The sequence below is a fragment of the Candidatus Methanoliparum sp. LAM-1 genome, from assembly GCF_020885915.1.
Lineage (GTDB): Archaea > Halobacteriota > Methanoliparia > Methanoliparales > Methanoliparaceae > Methanoliparum > Methanoliparum thermophilum.
The window spans coordinates 919442-939716 of the sequence record NZ_AP025251.1 but is presented as its reverse complement, the minus strand read 5'-3'; the positions used below and the strand labels follow the sequence as shown (position 1 = coordinate 939716).

At 35.1% G+C, this 20275-nt stretch carries 22 protein-coding genes, 3 tRNA genes and 1 pseudogene; 16 read left to right on the top strand and 10 right to left on the bottom strand.

Annotation, left to right across the window (positions count from 1 at the left end):
• Positions 1-59 precede the first annotated feature (59 nt).
• A complete protein-coding gene (locus LPC15_RS05165; protein WP_229234308.1) occupies positions 60-563 on the bottom strand; it encodes a hypothetical protein in 504 nt (167 codons plus the stop codon).
• Positions 564-1005: 442 nt separating this feature from the next.
• On the opposite strand from LPC15_RS05165, the gene LPC15_RS05160 reads away from it, so the two are divergent.
• The 9 genes and pseudogenes from LPC15_RS05160 to LPC15_RS07060 all read left to right on the top strand — a co-directional run bounded on the left by LPC15_RS05160 (position 1006) and on the right by LPC15_RS07060 (position 7446).
• Positions 1006-1079 (top strand) — tRNA-Val (locus LPC15_RS05160).
• 11 nt (positions 1080-1090) lie between these two features.
• Positions 1091-1165, top strand: a tRNA-Arg gene (locus LPC15_RS05155).
• A gap of 115 nt (positions 1166-1280) precedes the next feature.
• Complete coding sequence (locus LPC15_RS05150; RefSeq protein WP_229234307.1) at positions 1281-2399, top strand: hypothetical protein; 1119 nt, start codon at positions 1281-1283, stop codon at positions 2397-2399.
• A gap of 127 nt (positions 2400-2526) precedes the next feature.
• The gene (locus LPC15_RS05145; RefSeq protein WP_229234306.1) at positions 2527-3609 is read left to right on the top strand and encodes a hypothetical protein; all 1083 of its coding nucleotides are present in this window, start codon (positions 2527-2529) and stop codon (positions 3607-3609) included.
• 16 nt (positions 3610-3625) lie between these two features.
• Complete coding sequence (phaC, locus tag LPC15_RS05140) at positions 3626-4645, top strand: class III poly(R)-hydroxyalkanoic acid synthase subunit PhaC (protein ID WP_229234305.1); 1020 nt, start codon at positions 3626-3628, stop codon at positions 4643-4645.
• 1 nt (position 4646) lies between these two features.
• A complete protein-coding gene (locus tag LPC15_RS05135) occupies positions 4647-5606 on the top strand; it encodes an alpha/beta fold hydrolase (protein WP_229234304.1) in 960 nt (319 codons plus the stop codon).
• Positions 5607-5772: 166 nt separating this feature from the next.
• Positions 5773-6672, top strand: coding sequence for a manganese-dependent inorganic pyrophosphatase (locus LPC15_RS05130; protein ID WP_229234303.1), 900 nt, complete (start codon positions 5773-5775; stop codon positions 6670-6672).
• Positions 6673-6699: 27 nt separating this feature from the next.
• Positions 6700-7179: pseudogene (locus tag LPC15_RS05125) on the top strand (sodium/proton-translocating pyrophosphatase); the annotation flags it as partial.
• A gap of 75 nt (positions 7180-7254) precedes the next feature.
• Positions 7255-7446 (top strand): cation:proton antiporter, encoded by a 192-nt coding sequence (locus LPC15_RS07060; RefSeq protein ID WP_420709469.1) that lies wholly within the window; start codon positions 7255-7257, stop codon positions 7444-7446.
• Between the two features lie 83 nt (positions 7447-7529).
• On the opposite strand, the gene LPC15_RS05120 is transcribed toward LPC15_RS07060, so the two are convergent.
• The 4 genes from LPC15_RS05120 to LPC15_RS05105 form a co-directional block, all read right to left on the bottom strand.
• Entirely contained in the window at positions 7530-7829 is a 300-nt protein-coding gene (locus LPC15_RS05120; protein ID WP_229234302.1) for a hypothetical protein, read from the bottom strand.
• Between the two features lie 82 nt (positions 7830-7911).
• Positions 7912-8070, bottom strand: coding sequence for a hypothetical protein (locus tag LPC15_RS05115; protein ID WP_229234301.1), 159 nt, complete (start codon positions 8068-8070; stop codon positions 7912-7914).
• 172 nt (positions 8071-8242) lie between these two features.
• Positions 8243-8539 carry a hypothetical protein gene (locus tag LPC15_RS05110; protein WP_229234300.1) on the bottom strand — a complete coding sequence of 99 codons (297 nt, stop codon included), beginning with the start codon at positions 8537-8539 and terminating at the stop codon, positions 8243-8245.
• Between the two features lie 29 nt (positions 8540-8568).
• Positions 8569-9411, bottom strand: coding sequence for a hypothetical protein (locus tag LPC15_RS05105; RefSeq protein WP_229234299.1), 843 nt, complete (start codon positions 9409-9411; stop codon positions 8569-8571).
• A 249-nt stretch (positions 9412-9660) separates the two neighbouring features.
• On the opposite strand from LPC15_RS05105, the gene LPC15_RS05100 reads away from it, so the two are divergent.
• The gene (locus tag LPC15_RS05100) at positions 9661-11184 is read left to right on the top strand and encodes an acetate--CoA ligase family protein (protein ID WP_229234298.1); all 1524 of its coding nucleotides are present in this window, start codon (positions 9661-9663) and stop codon (positions 11182-11184) included.
• 102 nt (positions 11185-11286) lie between these two features.
• Here LPC15_RS05100 and LPC15_RS05095 read toward each other — a convergent pair whose 3' ends face one another.
• From LPC15_RS05095 to cbpB, 4 genes are read right to left on the bottom strand one after another with little or no spacing between them, the layout of a single operon-like run.
• A complete protein-coding gene (locus tag LPC15_RS05095) occupies positions 11287-11856 on the bottom strand; it encodes a TIGR00730 family Rossman fold protein (RefSeq protein WP_229234297.1) in 570 nt (189 codons plus the stop codon).
• Positions 11857-11885: 29 nt separating this feature from the next.
• Positions 11886-12620, bottom strand: coding sequence for an aspartate/glutamate racemase family protein (locus tag LPC15_RS05090; RefSeq protein WP_229234296.1), 735 nt, complete (start codon positions 12618-12620; stop codon positions 11886-11888).
• 11 nt (positions 12621-12631) lie between these two features.
• Positions 12632-13690 carry a nicotinate-nucleotide--dimethylbenzimidazole phosphoribosyltransferase gene (cobT, locus tag LPC15_RS05085; protein WP_229234295.1) on the bottom strand — a complete coding sequence of 353 codons (1059 nt, stop codon included), beginning with the start codon at positions 13688-13690 and terminating at the stop codon, positions 12632-12634.
• A 58-nt stretch (positions 13691-13748) separates the two neighbouring features.
• Entirely contained in the window at positions 13749-15017 is a 1269-nt protein-coding gene (cbpB, locus tag LPC15_RS05080) for a peptide-modifying radical SAM enzyme CbpB (protein ID WP_229234294.1), read from the bottom strand.
• Between the two features lie 181 nt (positions 15018-15198).
• Here cbpB and LPC15_RS05075 point away from each other — a divergent pair, with 181 nt between their 5' ends.
• Genes LPC15_RS05075 through LPC15_RS05065 form a run of 3 tightly spaced genes read left to right on the top strand, consistent with a single transcriptional unit; the run spans position 15199 to position 17819 of the window.
• Positions 15199-16116 carry a ribbon-helix-helix protein, CopG family gene (locus LPC15_RS05075; protein WP_229234293.1) on the top strand — a complete coding sequence of 306 codons (918 nt, stop codon included), beginning with the start codon at positions 15199-15201 and terminating at the stop codon, positions 16114-16116.
• Positions 16117-16139: 23 nt separating this feature from the next.
• Positions 16140-17621 (top strand): B12-binding domain-containing radical SAM protein, encoded by a 1482-nt coding sequence (locus LPC15_RS05070; RefSeq protein ID WP_229234292.1) that lies wholly within the window; start codon positions 16140-16142, stop codon positions 17619-17621.
• A 24-nt stretch (positions 17622-17645) separates the two neighbouring features.
• Entirely contained in the window at positions 17646-17819 is a 174-nt protein-coding gene (locus tag LPC15_RS05065; RefSeq protein ID WP_229234291.1) for a hypothetical protein, read from the top strand.
• A 56-nt stretch (positions 17820-17875) separates the two neighbouring features.
• Here LPC15_RS05065 and LPC15_RS05060 read toward each other — a convergent pair.
• Positions 17876-17961: transfer RNA gene (locus LPC15_RS05060), tRNA-Ser, on the bottom strand.
• A gap of 142 nt (positions 17962-18103) precedes the next feature.
• On the opposite strand from LPC15_RS05060, the gene LPC15_RS05055 reads away from it, so the two are divergent.
• Genes LPC15_RS05055 through nadX form a run of 3 tightly spaced genes read left to right on the top strand, consistent with a single transcriptional unit; the run spans position 18104 to position 20250 of the window.
• Positions 18104-18277 carry a 4Fe-4S binding protein gene (locus LPC15_RS05055; protein ID WP_229234290.1) on the top strand — a complete coding sequence of 58 codons (174 nt, stop codon included), beginning with the start codon at positions 18104-18106 and terminating at the stop codon, positions 18275-18277.
• On the top strand, positions 18267-19466 hold the full coding sequence (locus tag LPC15_RS05050) for an NAD(P)/FAD-dependent oxidoreductase (RefSeq protein WP_229234289.1): 1200 nt from the start codon (positions 18267-18269) through the stop codon (positions 19464-19466). Before LPC15_RS05055 ends, LPC15_RS05050 begins: the two co-directional genes overlap by 11 nt.
• 28 nt (positions 19467-19494) lie before the next feature.
• Positions 19495-20250 carry an aspartate dehydrogenase gene (gene nadX, locus LPC15_RS05045; RefSeq protein ID WP_229234288.1) on the top strand — a complete coding sequence of 252 codons (756 nt, stop codon included), beginning with the start codon at positions 19495-19497 and terminating at the stop codon, positions 20248-20250.
• Positions 20251-20275: the final 25 nt, after the last annotated feature.

The window sequence follows — 20275 nt, the reverse complement described above, 5'->3', positions numbered from 1 at the left end:
ATAAAATTGATAAAAAAATAAAATTAAACTTTTGTAATTTTTAATAACCTTGTGCCTGCTTAGAACATATCACTGATGATCTCACCAAGAGAGCCGACTATGCCTAAAGTCCCGGTAATACCAGTTCCGAGAGAGCATCCAAACGCTCCGACAACTGCAGACGCGGCAGCAGCACATACGCCAATTAAAGGAGTGCAACAAGTCGCAATTAGTGGTGAACATGCTATAATGTGATCGAACATCGTCCCAATAGCCGCAGCACAAGTGGTAACCGTACCCACCCCAATACCGATAATAGCATCTATCAACAGAGTGAACATAGGACATATAGAACATATCGCTGCATAACATAAGTCAGCTGGCAGACACCAGAACATGCTAGCGCAACTAACACAACCAAAACAAGCAGTTGCCGCTGCTACGATTAAACTTATTATTCCACCAATCACAGTAGTAATCAATGCAGCCCCACCACCAAGCACCGAAAATGGCAGACATGCACTTATAGCACCGACGATTCCAGTAGCGTCATCATCTTTCAACATCTTTTTAATTCCAAACATTTTTTAACCTCCAGATTTTTGTTATTATCTATACCTTTATAAATCTTTCTTAAAGGCATAATTCTCTAAACTTACAAAAATTACTTACTATCAATCGTTCTACTTTATAGTATTTAAATTTTGTTTATCTGTTACTTGAAAGATCACCTCCATCCAAAACGGGAAGTCATCAGAAGATCACCGAACGAATGTTTCGTAAACTCCCATCCCCCTATCATTAATAACTTAATATAAGATGGTATATATAATTTTTGTTTTTTTGTCTTACAAGGTTCAAAATCTGTTGATAAATTAGCAGAAAAAACGTTAAATGAAAACACAAAACAGAAGACAAAAGCAAAGATAGATTTTCCGTCTATAGATTTTAAATTTGACCTATCATCCTGCACTGCAATAAAACGATAAGTTTAATATAAGAGTATATCGAGTATAGAGTTTATAAGGGCTCGTGGTCTAGCTGGTTATGACATCGCCTTTACACGGCGAAGGCCACCGGTTCGAATCCGGTCGAGCCCATCTTATTATATGGGCCCGTGGCTTAGTCTGGATAGGGCGCCGGCCTTCTAAGCCGGAAATCGGGGGTTCGAATCCCCCCGGGTCCGTTTATTATGAATATTATAGATATTATCCGTTTATTATGAATATTATAGATATTATATATCAAATAGGTTTATATATAAATACAAATATATCTAATATAAGGAGGAGGTTTGTAGTATGACAGAAGAAAAGAAAAAGAGTTTTATGGACGAATATTTGAATATCTTTAAGTTCTGGACTGATATGGCAAAATACTGGGCAGATTACACTAATCTGATGGATATTTCAAAGATTGGCAGTGAGAGTTTTCTAACGCCTGTTATGGACTATTTTAACAGTTGGAACAAGATGTATGAGAGATTTATAGAGACGATAAAGAATGTTTACCCGTTCCATATGGGAATCGATACGTATACGGATACGTTGGTAAAAGGGGTTGATTCGTATATAAAAGTCTACGATACATGGATAAAGGGTATGGATAAAATATTCGTTGAAGGATACAGAGTTATGAGCGGTATTGCTACAGGTAAAGAGACGGACGTAAAAAAGATTATATCGGACATGGAAGACTATTACAAAGAAGTATACGAATCGTTCATTAAAATGATAGAAGCTGTTCCATTTATCGATGTGAACATCATAAAAGACTCGTTTGATAAGTTTACAGGTGCTTTTTCAGAGGAACAAGAAAGAATGAGGGAATTCCAGGAGAAATATCTCACATATATCCAGAAGACGATCAAAGATTGGAATGAGACTGTAAGAATATTTACCAAATCTATGGTTGAGAGTATAGAAAAAGGAGAATTTTCTACAGAGATCTATCAGAAGCTGATTGGAATGTACAACGAGACGTACGTCAATTTTTTAGAATCTTTAAAACCATTGTTGGATCTTGATGAGAATTTAGCAAAAGATATTATCGATTGGAATCAAAAATACTTTAACATGATCTCTGCATGGTTGGAGATACCGTTGAAGATGTTCGACAGTATAAACAAGAATTATAAAGAGCTAATAAAATATATTACAGAGGTAGATAAGGAAGAGATAACATCTCCTGAAAAACTACAGGAAAAATGGGCAAAATTTTATCAGGACTTTGCTAAAAATTTTGTACAGAAGGCAAATGTCTCTAACACTATCCCAAAATTCATAGATAGTATGATTGATTATATTAAAACGACTAACAAGTTTTTTACTAAGTATATGCCACCGTACGTAACTAAAAAAGATGTAACAAAGGCAGAAGAAGAGACTAAGCCTACTAAAAAGACGGAAACAAAAAAGTAGAAGAATAACCGTATTTCATTTAAAATATTGTAATAATATCTTTTAATTTTTTTAAAAAGGAGGAGTTTTAATGGTAGATGATGAAGAGATACAAGATAGGTATAAAATTTAAAAAGGAGGAGTTTTAATGGTAGATGATGAAGAGATACAAGATAGGTATAAAATGTTATTCGATGCTTATCTTCATCTTCAAGCTGAGACGTATGAGATGATTATAAGAAACGTCTCTATTCATAACACACTAAGAGAAGTTTATGAAAGCATAGTCGAAAATCCAGATATTGCTACAGAAGAGATATACGACATGCTCGATAAAAATTTTAGAGATATATATAAAAACATCTTTGCGATGTTCTTTAGACCATTTGAGGTAGCGACCTATCCATTAACCTTTTTTGTTAAAGAACAGCTTGGTACTCTAACTCCTGAAACATTGTTGAACTCTTACTCTGGTATGTTCAATGCTGTTGGAAGATCGCAGATTGATATAATGAAAGGTTTTTCAGATATCCTGAAAGGATACAGTAATGTAGTCTTAAAATACGAGACTGAAGATGAAGCTTTTTCTACACGAATAAAAGAGTTTCTACCGTTTAATATACTCAGAAATATGATAGACGAGGGATTTGAGAACTTTTTCGATGTGTTGAGCAACTTTTTTGGTTATCTTGGTGAATCCCAGTTTTTGATCCCTAAGACTTTTATTACGAACATCAACAACGTTTTTTCTACTTATTCGAAGATATTCGGATTATGGAGAAGATACGAACTGATGTTTGATCATGTGTGGAATAGAGCTCTTAAAAAATTCTCGGAAGGGATCGTCGAGAATAAGGATGTTGATTTTGAAAAATTCTTCAATACATTCAGAAGCATTTATTCAGAAGAGTATGATGATTTATTAAGGTCTAAAGAGTTTATAGAGGTTCAAAATCGATTAAGAGATACCTTAATCGATACAATAAGATACTCAGAAGAGGCGATATATGCATTATTAGAGATGTTTCCGGTACTTCCGTTTGCTCCAAGAAGAGAGGTTGATGAGATAGAAAAAAGAGTCTATGATAATAAAAAAGTTCTTGATTCGGTAGAAAGAAGAATTGCAGAGATAGAAGAACAGATTGGTTTTTTTTCTACAATTGACGAGATAGATATGCTTAAAAAGAGAATTAATGAGTTAGAAAAAAAGATGTTGAAAGAAAAGACATAAATTAGGAGGATAAAAGATGATCGATGATTTTACTTATTTTGATGTGTTGAGCCGCTTTTCTGATATAAAAATAGATGTATGGCAATCTCCTTTCGATGTAGTAGATAAGAACGGCATATTCAGACTGTTGCATTATCACCCGACAACAAAGCGAAGATATAGAACACCTTTATTGATATTATACGCCTTTATAAACAGGCCTTATGTCTTAGATTTGAGTCCGGATATATCCGTAGTTAAAAAATACCTGGATGCCGGCTTTGATCTCTATATGATAGATTGGGGTTATCCTACCCGGGTAGATCAGTATCTTAGGATAGATGACTATGTAAACTATATCGATAAATGCGTAGATTATATAAGATGGGTTGATAATGTTAACAGAGTAAGTTTACATGGATACTGTCTTGGTGGAGACTTATCTGTGATTTATACTGTGTTACATCAAAATAAAATAAGAAATTTAATGTTACAGGCATCACCGATCGATTTCGATACTGATAATACGTTGGCTATATGGGCAAGAAACTTGGATGTTGATAAAATTGTAGATACGTTTCGTCTTGCACCAGGTGATTTTTTAAACGTAGGATTCCTTCTTGTCGATCCAATAAACCTGCTTGTAGGTAAGTACCATGGTATGCTAGAGATGTTGGAAGAAGAACGGTTTTTAAAGAACTTTTTAAGGATGGAAAAATGGATATTCGATGCACCAGCCATACCAGGCGAGACATACCGGCAATATATAAAAGAGTGGTATCAGCAAAATCTGTTGATTAAGAACGAGTTTGTGTGTAACGGTACGAAGATAGACCTTTCTAAGATAGAGGTTCCTTTGTTGGTAATAGCAGCCACTTATGATCACATTGCACCTTTGGAATCGCAGAAAGCAATCTTAAATGTAATATCGAGCAAAGATAAAGATGTTTATGAGTACAATAAAGGGCATATTGGTATAACGACGAGCAGATCAAGCCATAAAGAGTACTGGCCAAAAGTAATAAAATGGTTGGAAGAGCGATCTAGAAAAGCATAATATGGGATACGCTATTTCCAAATTACTATATTTTTTCTCTCCATCTAATTGTCTGGATATTGAAGAAAGGACAGGGTTTCGTCTGGTTAGATACAACGCTGGTAAAGATGATATCCTCGTTCTTCCATCTATCATAAACAGGTCATATATACTCGATCTAAACAAGGATGTTAGTGTTATACAACAGTTTTGCAGACGTCGATTTGGAGTTTATAAGATAGAATGGGAATATTTCCATAATGAAGACGTATCTCTATCCGATTATATAAACTACATAGATACGTCTATGGATAAGATACCTAACAGAAAGGTATCGATCATGGGATACTGTCTTGGTGGGATACTATCCCTCATTTACGCGTTTTTACACCCGGAAAAAGTGAATAAACTAATTTTGTTGGCAACCCCTATTGACTTTTCTATCTGGTTTGATCCAAGGATATTTTTCTGCACGATTATAGACTCAGATTATATCAACCTCTACTCTGGATCGATCCCAGGCAGTCTGCCGAATGCTTATGGTGTATATCTTCTTTCTTTATACCTTCCGCTCTTTATGATGCATGGCGATTTTATAGAGGAATTCTTAGAGTATGAATACCAACGAGATATCTTTAGAAGAATTACATGGATTACAGACGCCCAATCAATACCAAAATCCGTCTATAGAACGGTGATAATCGATTTTTATCAAAAAAATAACTTTATAAAAGGATTGGTGGAGATTAATGGGGAGTATATCGATCTAAGCAAGATAAATATCCCGTTGTTGAATATTATCGCACGATACGACCATCTTATACCATACCAATCAAGTAATTTCTTAGAAAAAGTTTATTCTGGTAAATATAAGGAGATAGTATTTCCTTCATCTCATATTGGACTATCTGTAAGCAAAAAAGCCCATAACAAACTTTGGCCAAGAGTCTGTGATTGGTTGGCTGATCAAAAGAAAGAATAAAGATTTTTTAAGAGTCAGATCTATATCCAAATTCCACTTTTCTACGTAATTTTTAATGGCTATACACATTCGATGTTTAATTATTTCTTGAATAGAAGTTATTACGAAATATCTTCATTCTACAGAAAAAGAAAAATTAATAAAGGATGATTTTTTGTAAACAATTATGGAAAATATTTATATTATAGGACATAAAAAACCCGATACGGATGCTATATGTTCTGCAATCGCTTACGCATATTTTAAAGATGAAAACTTTATAGCAGCCAGATGCGGAGAGATAAATGCTGAAACCCGCTATGTCCTGGAATATTTTGATGTCGATCCTCCTATCTTTATATCCGACGGTAAAGGAAAGAAATTTATCTTGGTCGATCATAACGAGTTCTTGCAATCGGTAGATAATATTGATAAGGCAGAGATCTTAGAGGTGATAGATCATCATAAGATAAATTTCTCTTTTTTTTCTCCTATCTTCTTTCACACCGAACCTGTCGGATCTACTGCAACAATAATCGCAGATAGATATATCAATAGGATGGAGAAAAAGATTGCAGGGATACTTCTCTCATCTATCTTATCAGATACGGTTATCCTTACCTCTTCAACTACCACGGAGAAAGATAAAGAAATAGTGAAGAAATTGGCTTCTTTATCAGGAATAGAAGACATTAATACATTTGGTATGGATATGAAAAGAAAAAAATCCAGTTTAAAGGATTTAACCGCTTCACAGATCATATTATCCGATTTCAAGGATTTTAATTTCGGTAAGGGTAAGGTAGGAATCGGGCAGATAGAGGTAGTAGACTTCAAAGAGAGTGAAGATAGAAGGGAAGAATTGATACAGGAGTTGGAGAGACTCAAGGATAAGAATAACTATTCTCTCCTGCTTCTTATGGTGACAAACATCGTAGAAAGGGCATCTAAATTATTTGTGGTCGGAGATAAATCAAAGGCAGAGGAAGCATTCAAGAAACCGGTGAAAAATCATTCTATCTATCTTGATGGAACAATGTCAAGAAAAAAGGATGTAGTTCCGTTTATAGAGCGTGTTTTTAAGTAAAATGGATGAGAACCGATTTTATGGGACAAAGGTGCGTTTAAAATAGTGGAAGAAGTTAGACGGCAGTTTAGAGAGATTCCAGGAATTATGGAAGGTACGGGTAAACCGGAGTATGGCATGTGTAAATAAGTTACCTCTGCTTCATTGAAAGAGATGATAATACCCGGACTTATCGCAGTGGTAGTATCGCTAGTTGTAGGTTTAGTATTAGGTTCTGTTGCACTCGGTGGTCTCTTGATCGGAGTGATCATATCGGGAGTGATGCTTGCCTTGATGATGGCAAACGGTGGTGCAGCTTGGGATAATGCCAAAAAGATGATAGAAAACGGATATCTTGGAGGAAAAGGGAACGATGCGCATAAAGCAGCCGTTGTAGGGAATACGGTAGGAAATCTTTTTAAAGATACAGCAGGACCGGCTATTAATCCGCTGATAAAGACTATGAACATGATTGCAATATTGTTTTCAACCTTGTTCTTAGCATGGGGGATTTTGCCACCGATTTAAAACATGATATCTATATGCGATAATAAATTTTATTGGGATCTTAATAATGGCAAAATACCTTGAAGGACGGGAACTATGCTCTTAAACTTGATTATAACTATATCGATAGCATTGGGTATCTTTTTCATGTTGATGGGAGCAATAGGATTTATCAGATTTCCTGATTTTTATACGAGGTTACATGCTACGGGAAAATGCGATACTTTAGGAGAAGCGTTTATCTTCCTTGGGAGCTTTATCAAATTATTCTTGCAAATTTGGACGTAGCTTATCGTGTCTTCTCACCATGCCAGAAACGATAAAACCTAGTACCACGGTTCCGATTCCTTTAACATTAAAAAAATGGTCTATCAAAACAGTCCCTTTCGTATTAGTAGTATTTTCATATTTTTCTTGAGCGTATCCAATGTCACTACCATCTCGCCGAATAGGTGATCTATATCTTTAACTATAAAAATAACAAAATCACATAAGGATACCGAATAAAAAAGCGATGGAAACTTCTCAGGATACCTTGTCGGTTCTATCATTGTTACGATACTATCGCCCTGTTTTAAATTATAGAACGTTATATCAGAAGTTGTTCCGATCTTACCTAGGTTTTTGCTATAACCAATATCCCCAATGACGGCTACTGTTAAATTACTCATAACTATAGTTCTTTAAATTCAAATTACCTTTATGGTTACATGATGTCAGTAGGTTACTACATTCATAATGGCTTTGGCTGCCCTATCTATCGAAGGGAAAACAGAGATAAAAGCATCTAAAAAGTTTATTCTCTTCGTCTACCTGCTTTTCAAATTTAGGATCTTCAGCAAGATATTCCAGAAAATCCAACTCGTTCAAGTCACATCCGTTGCCATAACTGACAATCTTGCTGAATCCCATTTTTCTTTATCTTCTAATGGCTCTGAATCTAATTTTTCATCTCCTCTCGCTAAGGCTGAATTTGGGTGAGCACCGCAGTGCAAACCGCATACCCGTTTGTTATATGACCCGAACAAAGTGAAAGCAAGGAAGCCGAAAGTTTCCGTAGGGTCGTGGGCGAGATGTGTTATGCTTATTTCAATCCACCTTTACATATCCCTTTACTAATACCTTCTTTCAATATACAGTTTTCCTCATTACATTTGGCAATATAACCACAGCTAAATAATGCTATCGGGCAATATTTGTCTTTTGCCGGAATGCAGGTATACTCAATACCATCCTTACCAAAAGGACAGACATTACATAATTTTTTGTTACACATTCTTGGTACAAAATCAAAGGTAACATCAAATTGTTCTGGATAAAAGCTATTAACGTCTTTATTCACTTTTAATTGTTCATAAAGGTTTCTCACAATGTCTGGCATTTTCCATGTTTTTGGGATACTATCTAGATCTATGACATTTGAAAAATATTATTTCTAAATAATGGACTATTATTCCAAACGTCTCCAGGCAACTCTATTTGATCCATAGGTAGATCATCCCATTTTTTAATCAAATCCGTAGCATTTTTTGAATCAACTTCCTTTATTGCATTACAAAATATTTGATGATAAACCCCTTTTTTGTAATCTCTAATACAACACCATAATCTTTTCTTTCCTTTTGTGGAAGTCCCTTTGAATTTCTTGAGTTTTTTCTCAAATTCTTTGCTATCATTTATAATTTTTATAATTTCTTCAGGATTTGCTTTTTTTCCATCAAGTTGATAGGTTAACAAATGTAATCCACATGCAACTCTTATCAGAAGGTCATCTTTACTTTGGAATCTTCGCATAATGTCAACAATGTAAACTATAATGTTTCTTTTATATTTTCGATGATTTAGAACCTCTAATGTTTGTAAGATGTTTTGATAATCATCGGTTACATATCGAGATGCGAAGGTAATACCGTTATTGGATTTAAATCTGAATCGTTTTTTTCCCTTATCATCGTATTCTTCATAATGATTATCAAGTATTTGATTGGGTGGCAATCCATTTCTTTGATATTCATATATTAATTCGGAGAAGACATATCCTCCTTTATCCCAGACAATTTCAAATGGCATTTGTCTATCTGTGATATAGCAAATCCAATGGGTAAGGATTTTTTCGCAATTCGTCAGATCGCTTTTGGAGAAATTTACATAGTTATAATTATCTACTACATTCCATCTTTTATAATCTAGCCAAGAAATTGTTTTGAAGATTTTAATAAGAGCCGTTTCGTTTTTTATTTTTAATTTTGCCATGTTATTATCTCACCTACGATTTCATATTATGTTGAATTACTATTACATTCAATAGGATTGGAGCAGACCAAAGGGCATTTAATCCTCTAAAGTCAAGAACCCTGTCTTCGATTTTCATAAAGATAGTTTCAATTCTGTAATTATGGATTCTTAAATGTGTCGGTGCCCGATTTAGTTTTTGCACCCAAAATGGGTGTCGCTAACTTTACATCTTACTAAAAAGAGAAATTTATAAATAGAATAAAAACGTTGAAAAAGAGTATGATGACCGTGTCTTCTAAGATTTTTGATGAACTCGATAAATTATTTTATCCTAAAAGCATAGCACTTTTTGGTGCATCTAACAAGATAAAGATAGGTACCATCTCATTATTAACTATTCTTGCAGGAGATTACAAGGGTAAAATATATCCTATACATCCGAGAGATGAGAGTATTTTGGGAATAAAAGCATACCCTAGATTGAAAGATCTACCAAAACAGGTAGACCTGGCAATAATCTCCGTGCCTGCAAAGAATGTGCCTTCTGTCATGGAAGACTGCGTGGATAATGGGGTTAGTTCAGCCATTATATACTCTTCTAACTTTTCAGAGGTCGGAGAAGAGGGAAGACGTTTAGAAGAAGAGGTCATCAGAATAGCTAGAAAAGGTGGAATACATTTTGTCGGTCCCAATTGTATGGGTATCGTAAATACTTCTATAAATCTATACGCCTTAATGAATCTTAGTATTCCTCGAAAAGGAGATGTCTCGATGGTCTCACAGAGCGGAACTTTGGGCACTATAAGCATGATGAATGCATCTTCGCACGGTGTTGGGCTTAATAAATTCGTAAGTAGTGGTAATGAGGCAGATCTCAAGATGGAAGATTATATAGAGTATCTTATAGAGGATGAAGATACACGAGTAATAGTCGCATTTATAGAAGGAACACGAAGTGGTAAAAGGTTTATAGATGTTGCAGAGAAAGCAACGGATAAGAAACCATTTATCGTGTTAAAAGGAGGTACCACAACCGCGGGAAGCAGAGCAGCTCATTCCCATACAGGCAGTATGGCAGGCTCTGATAAAATTTACGATGCATTTTTTAGACAGAAAGGAGTAATACGAGCAGATGATGAGCAAGATATGGTAAATTTAACAAAAGGTTTTTCGAGATCGATCTTGCCTCGTGGAAAAAATGTAGCGATATATACAGCTGGTGGTGGGTTTGGAGTTTTAGCATCCGATACTTGTGAAAAAAATGGGTTAAATGTGGCTAAATTATCAAATGAGACGATAAAAAAGCTTAATAAGATATTACCTCCTTTTTGGAGCCATGGAAATCCTGTCGATATTACTGCATCGGGTGGTATGAATTTCGATTCTAGAATTAATATAGAATCGATAGAGATTTTATTAGCTGCTGAAGAGGTAGATTCTGTAATATTCATGGAATTTAATCCCAATGATTACACGAATATGATGTTTAGAGAGATACCAAACGAGGATATAAGGAACGTTATAAGGATGGCATTAGATGCAGGGCTTCTCAATGGAAAATCAGGGACAAAAGAGATTATAGAACTTAAAGAGAGGTATAATAAGCCGATGATCTGTGTGAACATTTCAGGCAGATATTCCAAAGATGATAAAATATTAGAGGATAGCGGAGTCCCAGTATATTTAACAACATCTGATGCAGCTCGTGTATTATCCAAATTGTTATATTATAATGAGTTTATCAATAAAAAAAGACAGGTCGTCGATATAAAGGAAAGAATAACTAAATAACCATGTATCGATCTATTGATATAATCCAATAATAAAAAAGGAAAAAGTTAAAAGAAGCTATACGATATAGGAACGATTAAATCTCTCTTACCTTTTTTCTAATCATTTAAACCATTTATCAGGTATTTCTGTGGGAGAATAGTTCTCTAAATAAGATAATGCATCTTGTGGGTCGGAAGTAATATAATACGTATTTTTGTACGCTGATTTAGCAAATTTTTCCTTATAGATCTGTTCAAAAAAATCAAACAACCTGTTATAGAACCCTTTCGTATTGAAGAAGATGATAGGTTTGTTGTGGCGTTTAAGCTGTTTCAGAGTTAGAACCTCAAATATCTCTTCGAGTGTGCCGAAACCTCCTGGAAGAGCAAAAAAAGCGTCTGACATATCTTCCATTATTCTCTTTCTCTCATACATATCCTCTGTTACTATCAGTTGATCCGCACTACTGTTTGATATACCTTCGTCTCTTATAAACCATGGTATGACTCCTATAACCTTTCCCCCATTTTTCTGGACAGATACGGCAATCTCCCCCATCAAACCAACGTTTGTACCACCATAAACCAGAGTATAACCTTTTTTTCCTATCAGTTCACCAAGTTCTCCAGCCGCTTTTAAAAAATCAGAACTTACAGCATCACTCGACGATGCAAAAATACATATATTCATATATCATCGCTTGTTAACTAGATCAAGATCTACATAATACCTTCGTATCTCTTCTTAACAAGGCTTGAATAGACATAGTTTATCATAGTAATAAAATCAAAGACAGGAAGATTTACTGCTTCTTGAACGGATTGTCCATAGGGAGGTAGGCTACTGCACTCCAATAGAATTATTTTTATCTTAGGTTCATCCTCAACCATCTCTTTGGCTATTCCAACTACTTCGTCTTCAATCTTTTTTGAATCTAACCATCCACATTCTCTAAGAATTCCATTCCTAAAATTTTCTTTATCTTCTAATCCTTTGATATAGATAGAATCGGTATTATAAATACCAACCTCTCTTAATAGATTGTTATCAAGTATCTTTGAATTAGCTGTAATTATTCCAACTTTACTTCCTCCACCGATTATTTTAATCAGAAAAGGTAGTTGAAGAAGACTGGATAAGAATACAGGGACGTTTAATAATCTTGCCATCTCTTCTTGAAATAAAATCATAAATCCACAATCACCGGTAATAGCTCTTACCCCTTCTTCTACTAATTCTTTACCAGCTTTAATTACTCGGTTTAAAAGGCTCATATCCTTATTAAATATCTTCTCGACAGTAAGTCCATCTACTTTTTTAAATCTTACGGGAAAATGATAAGTAGTGGCATTGGCAACATCACCAGGAATAAAGGGTACAAAAGATATATCCAGTAAGAGTATTCCTATAGCCTCACCATAACTTGCTTGTCCTTTTTTGGCTTTATACAACATACTGCAAAATGTTAAATTCTATCCGAGACTCCTGCCTCATCGAACGTCTTCATCTCGTTAAGTACTCTGCATGATAACTCTATTAAACTCATTGCAAGAACAGCTCCTGTACCTTCTCCTAACCTCATATCAAGATTTAGAATTGGTTTTAATCCGTAATAGTCTAACATTACTCCATGACCAATTTCTAACGATTTATGAGATGCAATCATAAAATCTTTGATCTTTCGATCTAATTCAATCGCGATCGCCGCAGCAGCTCCTGATATAAAACCATCGATGACTACCGGCACCCGATGAGATACAGATGCCAATATCACACCTACAATACCTCCAATCTCAAACCCGCCTAATTTAGCCAATATATCTATCGGATCTTTAAAAGGTTTGTTTATATTTATTGCTTTATCTATAACATCAATCTTCTTTTTTAGTGAAAGATCGTCTATACCCGAGCCTCTACCAGTCGTTAATCTTGGATCACAATTTGATATAGCCGAGATGATCGCACTGCTTGGAGTAGTGTTTCCTATCCCCATATCGCCTGTTCCTACTATATCTATCTTTTTTCCTGCATACACCTCTTCAAACACTTCTATCCCTGATTCTATTGCCTTAATAGCATCTTTTCTGGTCATAGCAGGTCCTTTTGATATATTCTTCGTTCCGTATCCTATCTTCTTATCTATTAAGACAGAATAATCCATATTTGATGCGATTCCCATATCTACAACTACTACATCCGTAGATGTATGGCGTGAAAAGACATTTATTGCAGCATATCCGTTCAGAAAACTATTTACCATCTGGGCAGTAACCTCCTGAGGATATGCAGTTACTCCTTCTTCAACTACACCGTGATCCCCCGCCATCACTATGATGGATTTATCCCTTATGTATGGTTGAGGATCTCCAGTTATGCCGGCAACTTGTATAGAGATATCTTCCAGTATACCAAGACTTTTTTTCGGTTTTGTAAGCTCGTTTTGTCTTTTTTTTGCAAGTTTCATCGATTTTTTATCTAATTCGATACTCTCTATCTTTTTTAATATAGATTCTAGTTTTTTCATTTTAATCTTTTTTATTTTATATCTTTAATTAAAAATCAAATCTTAAATTATTTTAAACCTATCTAAGATAGTACATCTCCTTTAAAACATCCTGTTTTAATACGTACCGTACCTCATCCTGATAAATTACCCTAAACGCATGTTTTATTAACTCTTTATAAAAATCGCAGTAAAAACTTTTCTTGTACATACTACCATCTGTAGAATGTATCTCAGAAGGACAAGATGCACCGCATATATTTCTGATCAGGCATGTAGCACAATCATCAATCTTCTCCACAACTCTTTCTCGTACTTTTTCAAAATTCTGCGATCTACATATATCGTTTATAGAGTTTTGATAGATATTACCGCCAACAAAATCCTCTTTACCTATAAATTCGCTACAAGGGTACGCACTTCCGTCCGCTGCAATAGCAAAAAACCTTCTAGCAGCACCACAGGGAGATATATCACACAACATAACTCTAGAAGATGGAGCAACGATTCCAAGCAAGATATTTGCAAAATCTCCTATTACAAACCTATACCCTCCTTTTGTCGATTTTAGAGTAAGGTTTACAGCATCTATATACTCCTTTGCCAGAATAATCGGATCAGGACGGAAAGATAGCGCAGATTTTTGTGTTCCTCTCACCGGATTCATCAAGCAGAGGTGAATCTCTTTTTCTATGAGAAAATTAACCATACTGGAGAGCTGATGTACATTGTGCTTGGTAACCGTCGTGTTTATATTCAACTGTTTGTATCCGTTAAACCAATCCAAAACATTATTTATCTTTTTAAAATGTCCTTTCCCTCTTAGAAAATCGTCCGTCTTTTCATAAGGCGAGTCTAGTGAGATACCAATCTTGACATCATTCTCTTTTATAAATGTTGTATCTTCTTCGTTCAGTAAAAAGCCGTTGGTCTGAATGCCAAAAAATACATCGTTCTTATAATTCTCGATGATCTTGAATATATCATCTTTCAAGAGTAAAGGCTCTACACCATGGAATATGACCGAACCTTCGATGTTTTTATCATCATAATATTCAATAAACTTGTTTATGATCGATTCGATATGATTATAACTCATATCTATTCCTCTCGCCTTTATATCGTTAAAATGGTAACAATATGGACAACTTGCATTACACCTATCGGTAGGATTCAGATATAACAGAATAATATCAGTGTTAAACCGAAGGTTCTGCATCTCTCGAGTAATATCTTCTCTAACTTTGTTATATAGCTCTTCTAACGCAGGATATTCACCTATACCCCAAAAGCATGTATCTGGATCGAGATTAAACTCGATATCATCCACTTTAAAAGACTCTAACATATTAAGTACACCTAAAAAAAATTAAAAGGGAGAATCCTCACTCTGTATAACAAAATGAGTCAATCCTGCCCCCTTATTGTCGCATTTAAACCTATAACTAATCGTTCCTTCCATTATTTTTTCACCAAAATTAAAGTAATAATGACAATACTTAAATATTTCTAATTGTATTACATCTGTGATGCAACAGTTAAACGTTAGAGTACCTAAAAAGATGTTGGATCGAATAGATGAGATATCCTCTAAAAATGGTTTATCTAGATCTGAGATCATACGATCATCTTTAGTTTTTTATTTGAATTTTTTGGAGAGTTTGGATGATTTTGTAAACCTGAGAAACCTTAAATTTTTTGAAAAAGAGATAAAAATAGACAGAATAAGAGATACATCGATATTGAATCTTAAAGATTTTTATATTCTGATTACATCCACCTCATCAGGTGCAATAGGCCAGAAAGAACGAGATATCGTAAAGGTAGACGAGACTATGCTTGGAAAGATAATGACGCGATGCATCCTAACAAAAATAATATCGTTAGGTGTAAAACCTGTTGTTTTGATCTCAAATTTTTCGGTAGAGTATAATCCAACCGGTATTAAGATATTTGACGGAATATTGCAGGAAGGAGAAAAAGTTGGTGTAACAGAGATAATAAAAGGACATACAGAGGAGAATTTTAAGACGGATCAGACATCTTTCTCGATAATAGGAATAGGAATAGCTAAAAAAAAGGAATTAAAGTTTAAATTGAGTAAGCATGGAGATTTTGTTTTCATGATAGGTGAACCGAAGGTCGGATATGAAGTAATCCAGTCAGATCTAGTGGATATAAAAAAAATAAAACTAATGAGAGAACTTTTTTATGTGCATGATATGATACCTGTGGGAAACGAAGGTATCAAAGAACATATATCGGAATTTACCGGTTTTTTAGGTCATAAAATTGAAATAACGGATAATTTGGATATTGATATAGATAAATCTGCCGGTCCGTCTACGACCCTTTTAATAACTATAGATAAAAGATATGAGACCGAATTTACCAGCCTATCTAATAAACATGGGATAAAGATAAGATATATCGGTAAGATTATATAACCATAAAAATAATTATGATAAATATGTCTTTGATCTTACTGACGTCGGATGAGACTTTGATGAGCAATCATCACGGAAAAGAGTTTCTTGGTTTTGGAACGTCTGTCCCGCATAATGTGATTCCAGATCCGATCTTCAAATTAATATTTTTTAATAGAATTCCAACGAAAAAAGGGATACCTATACAGGCATCATACGGTTTGAGAAAGATTGAGGCAAAACTCTTGGACGATGGTTTTAATGTATTGACTGTGGCACCTTTTCGTTTAAAAAATTACATCCACGATGCAGATGTGCTATGTATTAGTGAAATGGATCCTTTCGGATGGGGTCCCTCCTCCAGCACGTTTTCGAAAGTATTAAAGACAGGAAAACCATTCGTTGCACTCTATTTTCAAAAGCTTTTGGAGAGTAAAGAGGTAAGAAAGGCAAAAAAGAGAGGGTTAAAGATAATTGTAGGAGGGCCAGGGGCATGGCAGTTGAAACATAAACCAGAGTTTTTGAGTGATCACGGCATCGATTGTGTAGTGGTGGGTGAAGGAGATATAGTTGTTTCTAAAATAATAAAAATGGCTATTAATGGTGGTAAAATCCCACAATTCTACGATGTCCAACCGGAAGAAGTACCATCCGTAGATGAGATACCTGAAATAAAAAATCCCTCTATTAACGGGCTGATAGAGGTAGGACGCGGTTGTGTCAGGCGATGTAAATTTTGTGAAGTAACAAAAAGACCTTTGCGGTGGTATCCGTTAGATAAGATCGAGAGAGAGATAAAGGCCAACACAACAAAAAATGATAGAGCAGAGAGTATCATACTGCATGCAGAAGATGTTTTACTATACGGATCGAAGAATACTATACCTAATCGAGAGAAAGTAACCGATTTGATGAGATTGGCAAAAAGATATACGGACTCGGTAACATGGAGCCATGCATCGATCGCTGCTATAGCTGCAGATCCTAAACTAATGGAAGAATGTTCTGATATCATAATAGACGATAATCAAAAATGGTGGGGTGCCGAGATAGGATTGGAGAGTGGTAGTCCTAGAATAATGAAAAAAACAATGGCAGGGAAGGCACATCCTTTTAATATAGACGATTGGCCTGAGATCGTAAAAGATGGCATGGGTATAGCAAACGATAACAAGCTCATACCCGCCTGTACTTTAATCGTCGGGTTGCCAGAGGAGACGGATGATGATGTCATAAAGACGATAGAGATGGTTGAAGATTTAAGAGATTACAACTGTATTATTGTACCTTTATTTTTCGTACCTTTAGGCCAGCTTACTAAAGAGAGCTGGTTTGAATCAGAGATGATAACAGATATTCAGAAAGAACTCCTTATAATATGTCTAAAGCATGGGATAAAATGGTCTAGAGAGTTTTTAGATAACTATTTTGACCAGAAAAATTTATCTAATAAGATTATGTCCGTATTTATAAAATTTTTTATAAATGCTATCGAACGTAAAGCATCAAAAGAGGGGCTTATCTAAATAAAAACGTAAGGAAGATATGGAATGAAATTTTGTCCCAATTGTGGATCTAAAAACCTGAATTACAAGCCATGGCTTGGAGAGATATATGAATGTAGAGAATGCGGTTATCCGGGTGTTTTTGTAATAGAAGATGGTGAGATTGCAAAAGATATAGTAGAGAATTATAAAAATAGCATATCAAAAAAGCCTGAATGAATTGAGAGCAGCAACTCTTTGATTTTAAAACTATAATTATGCAGTTATGAAAAATGCGCCGGGGAAGGGATTTGAACCCTTGCATCCCGCATGGGATACCGGCTCTCAAGGCCGGCGCCTTAGTCCGCTCAGCCACCCCGGCATTCGTTATATACATTATGAGATCTTTTTCTCTATATTACACTTTTGTTTTCTCTTATAAGATTTTGTTCTGTTTATAGATATACAGGTTAAGCTATATTAATAAAAGATATTTTAAAAGAATACAAAAGGGATGATTTTGTATGATTTATGTAGATAGATACAAATGTGGTTACTGTGGAACATGCGTGGCAGTCTGTCCAGAGGCAGCAATCGATCTTTTGGAGACGTTTATCGATATAAATGATAATATGTGTAAAGCATGCAATATCTGTGTTAAAATTTGTCCGATAGGAGCGTTGGTAGATGAAGAATAGATACGATATCGTAGTTGTTGGTGCAGGACCGGGAGGATCTATGGCTGCCAAAGTTGCAGCAATGGGCGGATTAGACGTCTTACTTGTGGAGAAAAGGCAAGAGATAGGTAGTCCAATTCGGTGTGCGGAGGGTGTAAGCAAAAAAGGATTAAAAAAATTCTTACCCCAGATAAAAAAAGAATGGATATCTTGTGAAGTGGAAGGAGCAAGGATATATTCTCCAGATGGTACAATGGTAGAGATGGCTGAAGAGATGGCTGGTTCAGAGGTTGGTTATGTATTAGATAGAAAGATCTTTGATAGAGATTTAGCAACACTCTCGGGAGATGCGGGTGCGGACGTTTATGCCAAGACCAATGTTACGGATCTTGTCTTAAAAGATGGGGTTGTAAAAGGTGTCAAAGGTAAACATCTGGGCAGATCTTTCGAGGTAGAATGCAATCTTGTCATCGGTGCAGATGGGACGGAATCAAAGATCGGCAGAATGGGGGGTATCGATACTACTCTTAAACCGATAGATATAGAGAGTGGAGTAGAATATCTAATGACCGATGTAGAGGTAAACGATCTCTGCAATTTTTATCTGGGCAACGATATTGCGCCGGGCGGTTATGCTTGGATGTTTCCTAAAGGTGATAGTATGGCAAATATAGGTTTAGCTGTCCTTGGCAAATATTTGATTAAAAAAAATGTAAAAAGACCGATAGATTATTTAAACAAGTTTGTAAAAGAACATTATAAAGATGGTAAAATTGTCTCTGTTGTGTTTGGTGGTATTCCAGTATCGAGGCCGATTAAGACTATAAGTAATGGAATAATGCTGGTTGGAGATGCAGCAAGGTTTACCGATCCTATAACTGGAGGAGGAATATTAAAAGCAATGGAGTCTGGTATTATGGCAGGAGAGACTGCTATTGGTGCAATAGAAGCAGAAGATTTCTCTGAAAATGAGTTAAAAAAGTATGAGGATAAATGGAGACCCACGATAGGTATGAAGAATGAGAGAAACTATTTGATTAAAGAGTTTTTCATAAATTTGAGCGATGAGAAGCTTAACGATCTTGCTCGATCAATCAACGAGATAAAGATTAAAGAGATGTCCGTTACAGGTTTAGTTGCCATGCTGATCGAAAAAAACCCAAAAACGCTCGAAAATTTATCTGAGATTTTGTCAAAGTATTTATGGTAATACGATACAATTTTAAAAAAAATCAGATATGAAAATAGGGATCATTGGATACGGGTCGATAGGTAAGACTATAATAGATAACTCAGGTATGTTAGATATCGATGTCGTTGCAGTTTACGACAAAGACTATTCTAAATTATCGAATTTTAAAATATCGAATTTTAAAATTTGTAAGACTTTTGATGAGTTTTTAGATCAAGACACCGATCTGATAGTGGAAGCTGCCTCACAAGATGCGATAAGAGAGTATGGAGTCAAAATATTAAAAATGCACAAAAATCTTGTGATTATGAGTGTTGGTGCATTGATGGATGAAGATTTGAGAGATAAGTTAATAAAATCGGCACAGGAGAACAACTCTTGTATATATATACCATCGGGAGCGATATTAGGACTTGACAACCTTAAGATATTCCAGTTTGTCGAAGGGAATATCGAATTAACAACGATAAAAAATCCTAAAAGTCTAGGATTAAAAGATTTTAATGGTAGAAAAACAGTTTTTAAAGGTAAAGCCAGCAAGGCGGTAAAAGAGTTCCCTTACAATATCAATGTCGCTGCAACACTCTCTCTTGCAACTGGTAAAGATATAGATGTGGAGATTATTGCGGATAGCAAGGTTACTGAAAATATTCATCAAATAAGGGCAAACGGCGTATTTGGGTCTATAAAAATAGATATAAACAACGTAACTTTTCCAAAAAATCCAAAAACAAGTTATTTAGCCGCTTTATCTATTTTAGGGATGATTAAATCCATAAAAGAACCTATTAAAATAGGTTGATAGGCTAAGAATGATAAATCGTTCG